The organism is Actinoplanes sandaracinus (assembly GCF_030009775.1).
GTDB classification, from domain to species: domain Bacteria; phylum Actinomycetota; class Actinomycetes; order Mycobacteriales; family Micromonosporaceae; genus Actinoplanes; species Actinoplanes sandaracinus.
On the sequence record NZ_JASCTH010000069.1, the window covers coordinates 1 to 12,074 of the forward strand.

The 12,074-nt window shown below is 69.5% G+C and carries 12 protein-coding genes and 1 pseudogene; 6 read left to right on the plus strand and 7 right to left on the minus strand.

The features are described from left to right. A pseudogene (locus QLQ12_RS46365) lies at nucleotides 1-110 on the plus strand (FKBP-type peptidyl-prolyl cis-trans isomerase); the annotation flags it as partial. Between the two features lie 78 nt (nucleotides 111-188). Here the strand turns inward: QLQ12_RS46365 and QLQ12_RS46370 are convergent. The 3 genes from QLQ12_RS46370 to QLQ12_RS46380 form a co-directional block, all read right to left on the minus strand. Beyond that, complete coding sequence (locus QLQ12_RS46370; RefSeq protein WP_282767476.1) at nucleotides 189-629, minus strand: cellulase family glycosylhydrolase; 441 nt, start codon at nucleotides 627-629, stop codon at nucleotides 189-191. A gap of 61 nt (nucleotides 630-690) precedes the next feature. Further along, on the minus strand, nucleotides 691-930 hold the full coding sequence (locus QLQ12_RS46375; protein ID WP_282767477.1) for a hypothetical protein: 240 nt from the start codon (nucleotides 928-930) through the stop codon (nucleotides 691-693). 151 nt (nucleotides 931-1,081) lie between these two features. After that, nucleotides 1,082-2,047, minus strand: coding sequence for a PaaX family transcriptional regulator (locus tag QLQ12_RS46380; protein ID WP_282767478.1), 966 nt, complete (start codon nucleotides 2,045-2,047; stop codon nucleotides 1,082-1,084). Between the two features lie 212 nt (nucleotides 2,048-2,259). On the opposite strand from QLQ12_RS46380, the gene QLQ12_RS46385 reads away from it, so the two are divergent. Both QLQ12_RS46385 and QLQ12_RS46390 read left to right on the plus strand, forming a co-directional pair. Next, nucleotides 2,260-2,799 carry a hypothetical protein gene (locus QLQ12_RS46385; protein WP_282767479.1) on the plus strand — a complete coding sequence of 180 codons (540 nt, stop codon included), beginning with the start codon at nucleotides 2,260-2,262 and terminating at the stop codon, nucleotides 2,797-2,799. A 10-nt stretch (nucleotides 2,800-2,809) separates the two neighbouring features. After that, nucleotides 2,810-3,100, plus strand: a complete 291-nt coding sequence (locus QLQ12_RS46390) for a hypothetical protein (RefSeq protein ID WP_282767480.1) — start codon at nucleotides 2,810-2,812, stop codon at nucleotides 3,098-3,100. On the opposite strand, the gene QLQ12_RS46395 is transcribed toward QLQ12_RS46390, so the two are convergent. Further along, nucleotides 3,097-3,825 (minus strand): TetR/AcrR family transcriptional regulator, encoded by a 729-nt coding sequence (locus QLQ12_RS46395; protein ID WP_282767481.1) that lies wholly within the window; start codon nucleotides 3,823-3,825, stop codon nucleotides 3,097-3,099. The two genes, QLQ12_RS46390 and QLQ12_RS46395, sit on opposite strands and share 4 nt — an antisense overlap. A 134-nt stretch (nucleotides 3,826-3,959) precedes the next feature. On the opposite strand from QLQ12_RS46395, the gene QLQ12_RS46400 reads away from it, so the two are divergent. After that, on the plus strand, nucleotides 3,960-4,454 hold the full coding sequence (locus QLQ12_RS46400; RefSeq protein WP_282767482.1) for a DUF6069 family protein: 495 nt from the start codon (nucleotides 3,960-3,962) through the stop codon (nucleotides 4,452-4,454). A 22-nt stretch (nucleotides 4,455-4,476) separates the two neighbouring features. Here the strand turns inward: QLQ12_RS46400 and QLQ12_RS46405 are convergent, their stop codons facing one another. Further along, nucleotides 4,477-8,247, minus strand: a complete 3,771-nt coding sequence (locus tag QLQ12_RS46405; protein WP_282767483.1) for an nSTAND1 domain-containing NTPase — start codon at nucleotides 8,245-8,247, stop codon at nucleotides 4,477-4,479. Nucleotides 8,248-8,748: 501 nt separating this feature from the next. On the opposite strand from QLQ12_RS46405, the gene QLQ12_RS46410 reads away from it, so the two are divergent. Beyond that, nucleotides 8,749-9,297, plus strand: coding sequence for a hypothetical protein (locus QLQ12_RS46410; RefSeq protein WP_282767484.1), 549 nt, complete (start codon nucleotides 8,749-8,751; stop codon nucleotides 9,295-9,297). A gap of 114 nt (nucleotides 9,298-9,411) precedes the next feature. Next, complete coding sequence (locus QLQ12_RS46415) at nucleotides 9,412-9,807, plus strand: hypothetical protein (protein WP_282767485.1); 396 nt, start codon at nucleotides 9,412-9,414, stop codon at nucleotides 9,805-9,807. Nucleotides 9,808-10,264: 457 nt separating this feature from the next. Here QLQ12_RS46415 and QLQ12_RS46420 read toward each other — a convergent pair whose 3' ends face one another. Together QLQ12_RS46420 and QLQ12_RS46425 are read right to left on the minus strand one after the other, a co-directional pair. Beyond that, the gene (locus tag QLQ12_RS46420; RefSeq protein ID WP_282767486.1) at nucleotides 10,265-11,011 is read right to left on the minus strand and encodes a hypothetical protein; all 747 of its coding nucleotides are present in this window, start codon (nucleotides 11,009-11,011) and stop codon (nucleotides 10,265-10,267) included. Between the two features lie 4 nt (nucleotides 11,012-11,015). Beyond that, complete coding sequence (locus QLQ12_RS46425) at nucleotides 11,016-11,516, minus strand: SigE family RNA polymerase sigma factor (protein ID WP_282767487.1); 501 nt, start codon at nucleotides 11,514-11,516, stop codon at nucleotides 11,016-11,018. Between the last annotated feature and the right edge of the window lie 558 nt (nucleotides 11,517-12,074).

Genomic DNA, 12,074 nt, shown 5'->3' on the forward strand with positions numbered 1-12,074 from the left:
GCCGGGTCCAGCTCGACATCCCGGCCGCCCTGGCGTACGGCGACAAGCCGAGCGGCGGGCAGCCGGCCGGCGCGCTGCGTTTCGTCGTCGATGTCCTGTCGGCGGCCTGACCCCGGTCACCGGCCGGGAACGACGGCGCCGGCCTTCGGCCGGCCGGCGGTGGAGGCCTGGCCGGCCGAAGGGATGGCTCAGGCGTACGGGTCCTGGGTCAGCAGGTGGGCCTTGTATCCCTCCCCGATGCCGGGTTCGGGCGTGCCGTTGTAGTCCTTGATCAGCACGGCGCCGGTGGTGCAGCCCCACGGGCTCCAGGTCCAGGGCAGGTATCCGAGGGCGTGCGCGTCGGCCCAGTCCACCAGCCGTCGCATGTAGTCGAAGCCGCAGTCGTCCTGCCCGAACTCGCCGATGACGACCGGCACCTGCCGCGCGAGCGGGGCGATCTGGCTGTCCCAGCACGACTCGCTGGCGCAGGCGTTGAAGCTGTACGCGTGCCACGAGGCGGCCAGGTTGTTCAGCGGGTCGGCCGGCCGGTACGTCAGCCATTCGCGCATGTCGTTGGCCCACTCCAGGCCGCCGACCATGAGGATGTTGGTGGCGCCGGTGGCCCGGACCGCGTCGACCAGGTCCTGCATGCGCCGGCCACCTCGTAGGGGATGCCGGCGCAGGCGCCCCAGGTCCAGTGCAGGTCGAGGATCACGTTGAGGCGGTTGCGACCAGCAGGTCCACGTAGTCCTTGATGCCCTGTTGGTAGGCCGGGCCGCTGGGTGTGCCGTTGACGCCCAGCCAGCATTCCTCGTTCAGCGGCACGCGTACGGCATGGATGTTCCAGGTCTTCATCGCGTCGATGGAGGTCTGGTCGACCGGCTGCTGGCGCGCTTCGCTGTGGAACCAACTGCGCAACGCCGGGCACCGGAACGTCGACTTCGTCGGCACCCTTCCGGCGCCGGGGTGCGGTGTCGCGTACGACGGTGACAACGAAGGCGGCTCGGATAGCCGGCGCTCACCGCACGGGCCTCGTCGGTGTCATCGCGCGCCGTGACCGCGTCGTGCGGAGGCCCCGCAGGCTCGCGCGCGGGGACGGCCTTCAGGAGGCGCCGGGCCGGATGCCGGCGTGGATCTCCGCGATGGTGTGCGCCTGGATGTCCAGCCGTGCACCGTCGGTGATCTCGGCCGCGATGGCGCGGACGTACTCCTGAGCCGGCTGGGCCAGACCGTCGTACACCGCGGCGAACACCTCCCGTGCGCGCCCGCGCGCCCACCCCGGCGGCATGAGCTTCGTCGGCAGTTCCGGGTCGATCATCGGGAAACGGCGGTAGGTGTCCATCACCTCGGTGCGCGCCCGGACCGCGTCGGCGCCCGTGACGCCGCCACCGGCGATGCTCGGCAGCAGGGGTTCCCACTCGCGCACGAAGGCGTCGTACAGTCCGCCGATGGCGGCGAGATCCCAGGCGTGCACCGGGCTCAGGTCGGCGTCCGTACGCAGAGGTATGTGCTGGGCGCGGAGCACGGTGATGGCGCCGGAGGCCGCGGGCGCGAGGTAGGCCAGCTCCTGTTCGGACAACGGCTGCGGTGAGACCCAGACGCCGTCGTACAGCGGGGCGAAGCCGCGCCATCGCAGGTGAACCCGCAGAGTGTTGCGCTGCGTGGTGGCTTTCTTCGGCATCGAGAAGGTGACGAACGTCCAGGACCCGTCCCAGGACTCCGGCTCGGCCGCGAAGTCGGCGATCCAGATCCCGCCGCCCGACAGTTCGTCCGCGGCCCCGGCGGTCAGCCGGTAGGAGCTGCGCCGGCCGTGCCGGCGACTCTCCAGTACTCCCCGGCGCGCCAGTCTGCTGATCGCCACCCGGGCGGCGGCATCGGTGAGCCCGAACTCGTTGAGCAGGGTCACGAGGGCGGCCACGGGCAGCCAGGCGTTGTTACGCAGGGTGTAATCGGCCATCAGCGTCACCGCCAGGCCCTGCGGTGAGCTGCCCGTCTGCCGGCGCGGCAGGCTCGTCGACGGTGCCGCGACGTCGGGGAAGATCTCCTCGATCTGGAACGGGAAGACCACGGTGTGCTCCGGCGCGGTTGGACGGCAAGGCGACAACCGACTGTAACGGTCCGTGAAAGGGCGAACCAAGGAGGTGGCGACGAAGCCACTGGCCGAGGCCATGGACCAGCCCGTCCGTCCCGGCGGCGCCGGCTGCCGTAGCGAAGCGGTCGATGGACTCCGGTGGATTGCCCTAGACTTCCGAAGATCGTTCTTAGAGGACCGGGGGTGGCGTGATCGCCGAGCACGTGCGGGACCTCGCGGCAACCGCCGTGATTTTCGGATTCTTCGCGTCGAGCTGGTTCGGCTGGGCTCAGGAGGCGCCGCCCCGCGGGTGGCGCGGCTTCCTGGTGGCCGGCTCGGTGACCAGCATCCTCACCGTGATCGCCGGGGGCCTGCTGACCTGGCGGCACTGGCACGACGGCACCGCGTTCGACGAGGACACCAGCCGTGCCTTCGGCGTGGTGGTCGGCATCGAGTTCGGCGCCGCCGCCCTCGGAGCGGCTCTGCTCGCCGTCCGCCGCCGGCGTGACCTGATTCCGGTGTGGATCGCCTTCGTGGTGGGGGTGCACCTCTTCCCGGTCGCCGTCCTGATCGGCTATCCGATGGTGCACGTGGTCGCCGGGCTCGTCACGGTCGCCTCGCTCGCCGCGGTCCCGATCGCCCGCGCCCGGAAACTGCCGGTGAGCGCCGTCGTCGGCGCGCCCACCGGACTGGTTCTGCTGGCCGCCGCCCTCTTCTCCGCCATCGCCGCGGCCGTCACCGGCTCCTGAGTGTTTCATCTTGCCGGAGGCGGCATCAGCTCACGATGACCGCGGTCGTGGCAGGACTGCGTGTCGTCACCCGAACGGGCCCGGCACCGACACGTGCTGGAAGGTCACGCTGGAGGCCTTCGACACCACCCGGTACGCGGCCCGCCTCGCCGGGCAGGTGCGCGGCTTCGAGGCCGCCGACCACATCCCGGGCCGGCTGCTGCCACAGACCGACGCGGCGACCCGGTTCGCTCTGGCCGCCGTGGGGGTGCTGGCGGAGATGGCCGAGTACAACGCGGGAGCCGCCCGCCGACCTGCCTAGCCTGATCCCGCCGACGAGTCCTGGCCGGCCGGCCGGGCGTACGTCGACAGCCCTCGTACGATGATCTCCATGCCGAGCTCGAAGCGCCGCTCCGAGTCCAGCGAGGTGATCGGCCCGGCCATGTGCACCAGGTTCGGGAACCGGTCCACGGGCAACGAGGTGAGGTAGCTCCGGATCTGCGCGGCGTATGCCCGCGGCGTCGCGGGATCCGTGCCGCCCGCCGGGAAGGCGTCGTCCAGCGTCTCGGTGGTCACGAACGAGGCCAGCAGATCGCCGGCGTAGGCGGCGATGTCGTCGGGCAGGCCGCCGGCGCGCATCAGGGCCATCGTGCGTTCCATGCCGACCACCCCGTTGGGGCCCAGAGGGATCCGGGAGATCGAGACGCGAGCCAGGTCACGATGCGACCGAAACACCGTCCGCAGCGAGCGAAGGTATTCCTTGACCTGCTCGGGCCACCGGTCCGGATCGGGGACGGGGATCTCCACCTCGGACAGCACCGTGTCGTAGACCAGATCGAGCAACTCGTCCTTGTTGGCCACGTGCGCGTAGAGCGACGCCGGTCCGGTTTCGAGTTCCTGCGCCAAGCGGCGCATGCTCAGCGCGTCAAGCCCCTCCGCATCGAGGATCCGCAGCGCGACCTGCACGATCAGGTCCTGGCTGAGCGGTTGCCGGGGCGGTGGCTTCTTGGGCGTCTGCCAGGGCGGCGCCGGAATCGGTTCGGTCATGGGAGTGCCCTCTCACTGCTCGCTCCGCTTCCGGACGGCTTCATCGTAGTTGACGACGTTCAGTGTTTGCTGTTAGAACAGTGTTCGTTGGTAGAACGGCGTTCACGACGTCCTCATCGTCAAGGAGACCCGCCATGGCCGCCGGCCCCGCGTTCACCGCACGCCCCGCCACCCGCGCCCGAGTGAGGTCACTGCGGCTCGCCGCGGTCGCCGGCGCGGTCCTCGTCGCGCTGCTCACCTGGGTGCTCATCGAGCCCGTGATCGGCCACGACCTCTACGCTCCCGGTCTCAACGGCGCGCAGCCGGAGAACATCGGCATCGTGGAGACCGTTGCCGCCGCCCTCGCGCCGGCACTGGCCGCGTGGGCCTTCCTCGCTGTGCTGGAGAAGTTCTTCCCGCGCCGGGCCACCCTGATCTGGACTGTCGTCGCCGTCGTGGTGCTGGTCGCCACCATGCCCTGGTCCGGCACCTTCCGCAGCGAGGGTGACCACCTGTCGCTCGTGGTGCTGCACCTCGTCGTTGCGGCCGTCCTCATCCCCGCCCTGGCCTGGTCGGCGGCGCACCGGCCGCGGCTCCCTCAGGACTCCCGGCCCACCCGCCCTCGCCGGGCAAGAAGGTCGACCAGGTGACCGTTCTCTACCGGCCCCGCGGTCACTGTCGCTGGGCTCGGCAGGCGGCCGGCGCCGGTTCCTGAGGAGCGTGGACGGACCATTCACTCGCCGTCGGCAGGCCGAACCGGCCGCAGAGCACCGGTGACGGATCCAGGTAGTCAGTGGTTTCCCACAGCAGGGTCGTCCGGTCCTCACCGGAGGTGGCGAGAAGCTTGCCGTCCGGGCTGAACGCCACGCCGACGGCGGGGCCGGTGTGGCCCGTCAGGGAGCCACTGACCTGTTCCCGCGTGGCGGTGCTCCACAGCCGTACGGTGTGGTCGTCGCCGGTGGTGGCGAGCAGCTTCCCGTCGGGGCTGAAGGCGACGCCCCGGACCGGACCGGTGTGCCCGGTCATCGGCTCGCCGGCGGGCTCTCGTGTGGCGGTGTCCCACAGCCGCACGGTGTGGTCGTCACTCCCGGTGGCGAGCAGCTTCCCGTCGGGGCTGAAGGCGACGGGCCAGACGGGACCGGTGTGCCCGGTCATCGGCTCGCCGGCGGGCTCTCGTGTGGCGGTGTCCCACAGCCGTACGGTGTGGTCGTCGCCGGTGGTGGCGAGCAGCCTGCCGTCCGGGCTGAACGCCAGCCCGTTGAGATAGCCGGCGTGGCTGTTCAGGGCCGTGCCTGCCGGTTGGCGCGTGGCGGTGTTCCACAGCCGTAGGGTGCGGTCGTCGCCGACACTGGCGAGCAGCCCGCCGTCCGGGCTGAAAGCCACCGCCCGGACAGCCTCGGTGTGTCCGGTCATCGGCTCGCCGACGGGCTCTCGTGTGGCGGCGTTCCACAGCCGTACGGTGTGGTCGTCGCCGGAGGTGGCGAGCAGCCTGCCGTCCGGGCTGAACGACACGCCCCAGACCGCGTCGGTGTGGCCGGTCAGCGGATCTCCTGCCGGTTTCCGGGTGCGGACGTTCCACAGCCGTACCATTCGGTCGTCGCCGCCGGTGGCGAGCAGTTCGCCGTCCGGGCTGAACGCGACTCCCCAGACCGACCCACTGTGGCCGGCCAGGGACCCGTCGACCGGCTGGCTGGTCGCGGGGTCCCATAGCCGTACGGTGTGATCTTCGCTGACGCTGACGAGAAGCCGGCTGTCCGGGCTGAACGCCAAACCCCAGACGGGGCCGGAGTGGCCGCTCAGGGGTTGGCCTACCGGTTCGCGGGTGACGGGATTCCAGATCGTCACCTTCGTATCCGAGCCGGCGGCCGCGAGCAGTTTGCCGTCCGGGCTGAACGCCACATCCCAGAGTGGGCCGTTGTGGCCGGTCAGGGGCGGGCCAACGGGCCGTCGCGTGGCGCGATCCCAGATCCGGATGGCGCGGTCTTCCCCGGCCGTGGCCAGCTGCCTGCCGTCCGGGCTGAACGCCACATCCCACACGAAGCCGTCGTGGCCGGTCAGGGGAGCGCCCACGGGCTGACCGGTGGCGGGATCCCACAGCCGTACGGTCTCGTCGTCGCTGGTGGTGGCGAGCAGCTTGCCGTCGGGGCTGAACGCCACGCCGTTCACCTGGTCGGTGTGGCCGGTCATCGGTTCGCCCACCGGTTCCCGGGTGCCGGGATTCCACAGCCGTACGGTCTGATCGCCGCTGCCGGTGGCGAGCAGCCTGCCGTCGGGGCTGAACGCCACGCCCTGAACCCTGCCGCCATGCGGCAACGGGCCGCCGATGGGCCGGCCGGTGGCGGCATCCCACAGCCGTAGCGTCTTGTCGTCGCTGCCGGTGGCGAGCAGCTTGCCGTCGGGGCTGAACGCCACGCCGTTCACCTGGTCGGTGTGGCCGGTCATCGGTTCGCCCACGGGTTCCCGGGTGCGGGGATTCCACAGCCGTACGGTGCCGTCGCCGCTGGTGGTGGCGAGCACGGTGCCGTCCGGGCTGAACTCTGCCCGGAACACCGGGGCGGTGTGCCCGATGAGACTGCCGCTCTGCCGCGTGATCAGGGCGGTCATGGCGTCGCGAGCCTCGTCGGTGGGGTTCACCGCCCAGGCCGCGACGGCCAGCCGTCGTGCGGTGACGGGGCGGGTGGGGCCGAGGTTGACGCTTTGCGCGGCGAGTTGACGGGACAGGGCGAGATCGTGCTGTCGTTGCGCCTGCTCCTGCTGGCGTTGTGCCCGGGACGCCTGGACCACCGTTGCCACGGCTAGAGCGCTGACCACGACCACGGCGGCGAGGAGCCCGGCGATGACGGCTCGCTGGCGACGCCGCCGGGCTCCCTGTGCGCGGTGTTCGACCGCCAGGCCTTGCTGGACGAAGTCTCGTTCCCGCGCTGTCGCCCTGTCGGGATGCTGAGCCAGCCAGTCGGAGGCCCGGCCCAAGCGGGTGCCTCGGTAAAGGATGGTGTCGTCGCGGCTTTGAGATTCCCATTCGGCGGCCGCGTGCGTGAGCAGGCGGTGCAGCCGCAGCCCTTCATGATCTTCGTCGACCCAACCGCGGAACCGCGGCCAGGCGGCGACCAGAGCCTCGTGGGTGATCTCCAGGGTGCCTTGGGCGACGGTCACCAGACGGGCCGCGACCAGCTGGCCGATCACTGTCGAGACGTACGGGTCGCCGGGGTCGAACTCATCGTGCGTCACCCGCCGCCGGGTGACCACCGCGTCATCGCTGATGTCCACCAATCGCAGCAGGACCCGATGGATGGTGTTCTGCTGCGCCGGCCCGAGCGCCGTGTAGACGCCTTCCGCGCTCTGGGCGATGGCGCCGTCGACTCCACCCGCTGCTTCGTAGCCGGCCAACGTGAGCGTGGTGCCCTGACGGCGTCGCCATGTCTGCGCCATGGCATGCGAGGCGAGCGGCAACGCACCCGGGCGGTCCGTCAACTGTGCCACCACGGTGGATACCAGGGCTCCTTCGACCCGCAGCCCGGCGCGCTCGGCCGGCTGGACCAGCGCGTCTCGCAGTTCTGCCGCGGTCATCGGCCCGACCAGCGTCTGCGCGTCCCGCAACGCCGCCACCAGATCCGGATAGACAGCGCACCGGGCGTAGAAGTCGGCTCGGACTCCCAGCACCACCCGCATCCGGCTGCCCGGCGCCGCCACCGCGTCCAGCAACCCGGCCAGAAAAGTCCGGCGTACGTCGTCGTCGGCGCACAACGTGAAGAGTTCTTCGAACTGGTCCACCACCAGCAGCATCTCCACCGTGCCCGGCTCGTCGCGCAACGCCGCACGCACCGCGGTGTCCAATGCGCTCGGATCGCGCAACCGGTCCGCTGTCACCTCTGGCATCGAAGCCGGGAAGGCGCGGGCCAGTGCGCCGGCCAAACCCGCCACCGGATCGTTCCCCGGCGTCATCAGCGCCACCGGCCACCGCGTACCCGGGGACAGCGCACCATCGGTGACCCTGGGCATCACGCCGGCACGCAGTACCGACGACTTACCACTACCCGAAGCACCGAACACCGCCAACAGCCGCCGCGACGACAGACTCTCCAGAAGCTGACCCACGAGCCGTTCCCGCCCGAAAAACCAAGGCGCGTCATCGGGCTCATAAGCAGCCAGGCCACGATAGGGCGGCACGGCGTCGGCGTCGGCCGTCGCGGAGTCACCGAGCTCGGCCGCGGCGGCCCGCCAGCGCGCCTCCCACTCCGTTCTATCCCCACCACAGGCCCCGGCATAGGCCAACGCCACGGCAAGGCTCGGCAGTTGACGCCCGGCAGCCGCCACCGACAACGTCGTCGCCGAGTAATGCGCCCGCCGCGCCAATTCCCGGTAGCCGGGCTGGCCCGCACTCTCGCGCAACGCACGCAGCCCGGCCGCGAACCGCTGGACCGGGCCGTCAGAGGGATCCAACACACGCTCACGCCGTGCCAACTCTCGGTGCCTCTTTCCCTGTCCCCGCGTCAGGCGCTACCCCGCCTGTCGATTACCGGGTGGCGAATCTACTAGAGCGAATGGCCCGGTCCTCGCTCCTCCTGACTTGCGCCTTCCGGCATGGAGGCTTTTCCTCCTTACTCACCGTGATGTTCCGCTCACGGCGGCTGTGATCGGCATTGATTGTTTGGCGCCCGCGCCGGACCGAACAACCCGGGACGCGTCCACGCTGCATCTCGTCCACAAGTTCGAACACCGCACGGCTCCATGAGCGAGCCGTGTCGGGGTGAGACTTCGCCTCAGACCGAGCACGGGAGTCGAATCTTCCCAGAGAAACGAGCACTCGACGGCGCAGCGAATAGAGCATCGGAGCATGCATTCATCCGGTCTCGCTGCCATGTCAGCACCAGCCTGGTGCCGCTGATCGGCACCTGATTACCGCTTATCTGTTTATCGTGATCGTCGCTATGATAGGGGAATTCAGTGATCTCCAAGAAACTTTCCGCGCCACTCATGGGTGCGGCCTTGATCGCCTCGTCCTGCCTTGCCGCCATGGTTTCCACAAGCCCTGCCATGGCCGCCTGCCCGACACAGAAGTATGTCAAGGTGACGAACGTGGGCGGCCCGACTCATGAGTCGATCGGCACCCGGGTGGGCAAGCGCAACGGAAGCTCGGTCACGTCGACCCTGAGCATTGCCCTGACCGCGACGAAGGAGAAGTCGACCGCGTGGAGTGTCGGCGGCGGCGCTTCCGTCGGTTGGGGAATCGCCACCATCGAGGCGAAAACGAACTATGAGGTGTCCGAGAAGGTGGCCAGAGGTCAGACATGGACCAACACCATTCAGGTGCCGGCAGGTCAATACGGATACTCGGAGCCGAAGGTGACGTTCCAGAAGTTCTCCATTGATGAATGGCAGGAAGCTCCCAACTGCAGCCAGCGGCACCTCAGGACCATCGGGGTAATCCGCGGCATCCTCGGCGTCACCTTCTCCGAATGCGTGGGCAGGGAGGTCTGCACCCCCAGGCCGTAAGAAAGCCTGATGCCGGAGCCGGCATCCCACAATGCGGCCGATCGGTCCATTCCTCGGCCGCCTCCCCGGCTCCGGTGGCGATGTCGACATCTATTTGAATCTCGAAGAGGATGAATGAGCACCAAACGGGCAATCACGTATACCTTCGCTCTTGCGGCCGTTGCCGCCGGGGGCTCCTTCGTCTCGGTGTCACCGGCGTGGGCCAGTGACCCGGGCGGCAGTCAGTGCACCCGGCAGGTGGCCGTGTCGAAGGGGCACATGGCGGGAGATCACTGGATCGCGAAGGCGAAGGTGCGGACCAACACCTGCACCGGCTTGATCCGTGCCTACATCCACTGCAACCGCAACCCCGGCACCTACTACGCCTTCGGCAACAACGTGAAGGCCAACGACACGTCGGTCGCGCAGTGCAAGACCGGCGATTCGGCCTGGTCCTGGGGCTATGAGAGCAAGCCGGGCAGCTCGTGGATCAGGTACCAGACGGGCAACGACCCGTCGCGCCCCAGCTGATCGAGCCCGCCTGAGCCGAAGGCCTTCAACTGGCTGACGAATGGCCGCCGCCGACGCACCGCAGCGAGACGGGGGAGTGTGACGGATCGGCGGCCCGCACCCGGTCCATGCCATCGCGGCACGGGCCGATCGGTCTCCCGATCGGCCCGTGCCGGTTGCACCCGACTCAGCCGGTGTCCATGAGCAGCACCAGTCCCATCACCATGACCAGTGCCGCCCGGCCCCAGGTCCACACGGACACGTTCTCCTGATCCCTCTCTTGTCGTGACAACAGCCGGACAGCACCGGCGAACCACTAATACCGCGCCGTTCGGGCGGCCGGACCGCCTCCTCTGGACCGCCCAGCCGTCCGACTGGGCGATAGGATTCAACGACTACTTCAAATCGCCCGCCGGTCGCGAATGGACAGACCGGTACGGTGCAGGCGAACCGCCGCTCTTCCTCGTCGGCTGTCCGGTCAGCGGGGCAGGAGGCCCGCGGCGACCGCTTTCAGGTCAGCGACCGGAACATTGCCGTTGCCGCCGACGATGATCACGGCGCCGTCCGGCGCCGTGATCACCACGTGGTGTGCGGTGACCTCCGAACCCTTGGCCGCGGCGAGCTGAGCACGACCCGCCGGCAGTTGGTAGGTCTCGGTCACCTTGGTCCCTTTCAGCGCCCAGCCGGCCAGCCACTCGGTGACCTGTTCCCGGTCCGCCCCGGCTGTCGTCCGCTCCGGGCGCAGCACCGAGATGTTGAGCCAGTTCGCGCCGTTGGGCAGCACATACATGCGGTCCGCCACCGCGGCGGTCGGATGCTCGGTCGCGGGTGCGGAACCGTCGTTGTGCAGGGTGTCCTTCGACACCGGGTAGGTGGCCGAACCGTTCGCCGGAGAACCGGCCTCGAGCCCCGCCGGCACGAAGGTGACGCGGTAACCGTCCAACAGTTCGGAGATCGGGTCCACTGTCGAGGGGGGCGTCGACGAGGCGGCCGCGATCGGACCGGTCGCCGCCGGAAGCGGCGCGGAGCCGCCGGGCCCCACCAGGGTGAACACGAGGGCGGCGACTCCGGCCGTCGCGAGGACCGCGCCACCTCCCGCCACCGCCCGCATCGTCCGGCGACGGCGGACACCTCGATGCACTCCGGCGATGAACGCGTCGGTGACCGGAAGAGCGAAGTCCTCCTTGAACAGAGTGCCTAGTTCGTCGGCGTGGCTGTCGGTCACCGGTTCACCCTTCTGCAGTCATGGTCGCGCGGAGGCTGGACATGCCTCGGGAGAGTTGGGACCGCACGGTCGCGGGCGTGCACCCCAGGAGATGACCGATCTCGTCGTCCGGGAGATCGGCCATGTATCGGAGAACGATCGCCGCTCGCTGCTTCGGCGGCAGGCTCGCGAGCATCTGCCGGACGGCGGCCGTGGAGTCCACCGAGGCCAGCCCGGTGTCCTCTCGCCCGGTCTCCGGGATCTTGTCGGTCGGCGTCGGTCTCCGGCGCCGTCGCTCGTTGAGGAAGACATTGACCATGGTGCGCTGGGCATAGCCGACGGGATTGCCGTCCGAGCGCAGCCGCGACCAGTTGAGCCCGACTCGGATGAGGGTTTCCTGGGCGAGGTCCTCCGCGGCTGACGGGTTCAGCGTCAGCATGTTGCCTAGACGCAGCAGCCCGGCAGCGCTCTGCCGCACGAACGCCTCGTACCCCGACCCGTCCGGGGGAAATGGTGACACCTTCACAATATGACTACACCGTGGGTGTCCCCGGATGTTGCACGGGCCCGGAATTCCTCGCGACCGGATTCCGGAGGCGTCCTCGACGACGCCGCTGACGATGCCGCACACGCTCGGCGTATATCGACTCGTAGATCACCGAGGATCCGGCATTCATCTCGCGTAGATGACCGCCCGACAGGCTTTGGTCATCGAAGGGCACACGGCCTTTCACCGAGCCGAAGTCGGGAGGTGTCAACCATGGAGATCACCCTGCGCGAGGGCGTCGCCTGAGACCCCGCCATGTGAGGAACGCCGGGGCCGGCCGCTGTCGGCCCCGGCGTCCTTCATCTTCCGCCCCGATCCGTACGAGATCGGGACGCTCGGCCGAGAAGCCGGTAATGACTCGCGCATTGACGACCGCAGGCGCCGTGACGCCCCCGGACCGCGGTGAACAGGGTGAGTTCAACCGGTCGTCGCAACACTCGGGGTATGGGGGTGTTGATGGGCCGGCCGGCAGGGTGGATGAAGACGTTGACGGGCAGAGCGGCGATGAAGTCGCCGGGGGCACCGGCACTGCGGCGC

Bases quoted from the DNA above. Each gene is read 5' to 3' on its own strand.
- QLQ12_RS46415 (WP_282767485.1), top strand. From the start codon at position 9,412: ATGAGCACCAAACGGGCAATCACGTATACCTTCGCTCTTGCGGCCGTT.
- QLQ12_RS46370 (WP_282767476.1), bottom strand. From the start codon at position 629: ATGCAGGACCTGGTCGACGCGGTCCGGGCCACCGGCGCCACCAACATC.
- QLQ12_RS46395 (WP_282767481.1), bottom strand. From the start codon at position 3,825: ATGACCGAACCGATTCCGGCGCCGCCCTGGCAGACGCCCAAGAAGCCA.
- QLQ12_RS46400 (WP_282767482.1), top strand. From the start codon at position 3,960: ATGGCCGCCGGCCCCGCGTTCACCGCACGCCCCGCCACCCGCGCCCGA.